The following is a 1,027-nucleotide window of genomic DNA, read 5'->3' on the forward strand; positions in this document are numbered from 1 at the left end:
TCGCGGTTGAAGGTGATGGGGTGGCTTCGCAACCGAATCCTACGCCGCATCAGCGCTTTACACCACGCTCGCCAGCCTCTCAGGCGCCCTCTCGCGAATAAGACGGGTTAGGCTTTACCAACTCAATGTATCCATTGGGAGCTGTAGATAAGTCGATAGTGCCGCCTGTCTTCAACGGATCTCTAATGGCCATTAGCCAACGACCGAGCTCAATATTCCCTACTCGTTTCCATCGCCACGGCTCAGCCAGTTCTTCAATTCTTGGAAAGGCGCTGACAACATCAACATCCCAATCGACGGCTGGGTCATGTCTGAAACCGAAAATTGACTGCAGGTAGTCCCCAAATACACAAGTCGGCAGATACCGAGAGACCACTTTGACCAAAGAGTGCTGGCTAATCGTACAATCCTGGTACTCATCGATCAGAACGCCAGCATATGAAGCCCTTAAAATGCTACTGATCGCACCTCTCTCGATAAGTCTCTGCGCCGCGGCGTAGACCTTCGACCATTCTTCTTCTTTGGGCTCAAAAGCTGATAAGCCAGATCTCTGTGGGAACGCTAAAGACAGACGAAGCGACCAACCAGCAATCGTGTCGAGGTCATAGTTCTGTGAATTCACCTTTTTTTCAGCGAGACGTTTCCGAAGAGCGTCAACACCAGCGAGTGTATGGGTGAGCACAAGATAACGGCCCGCAGCGGCGGCTAAAACGTCAGTAATGCATTCTGTCTTCCCGCATCCGGCAGGAGCGACAACGCTTCCTGCTCGGCAGCTCAATATTTTCTGGATCAGAACCTCGCCAGTCACTGATCGGCCCAAGTACGAATTTTCCCAATGATTTGGGGGAAATCGCCTGTCATCGTGTTTAGGTTGGGCCCTACCAACTGCTCCCCGACCCACTCACTGGCAGCAATATTGTCAATCGGCTTGCAAATTTGACCCTTCATCGGCGTCCAATTTTGACCCCTTTCCGCGGCGGGGTTTGCTGGTAGCGCTGGTCTCGTCGGAGCTGGCCGGGATAGCGGA

Annotated in this window: 1 protein-coding gene and 1 pseudogene; both read right to left on the reverse strand. The window is 52.8% G+C overall.

Features of this window, described 5'->3' with window-relative positions; translation table 11 throughout:
- Positions 1–79 precede the first annotated feature (79 nt).
- Positions 80–808, reverse strand: coding sequence for a UvrD-helicase domain-containing protein (locus tag QJT78_RS51550; RefSeq protein ID WP_240537900.1), 729 nt, complete (start codon positions 806–808; stop codon positions 80–82).
- 111 nt (positions 809–919) lie between these two features.
- Positions 920–1,027 (reverse strand): annotated as a pseudogene (locus QJT78_RS53435) (IS21-like element helper ATPase IstB); the annotation flags it as partial.

Source organism: Bradyrhizobium sp. Mp27 (assembly GCF_029953005.1).
Classification (GTDB): Bacteria; Pseudomonadota; Alphaproteobacteria; order Rhizobiales; family Xanthobacteraceae; genus Bradyrhizobium; species Bradyrhizobium barranii.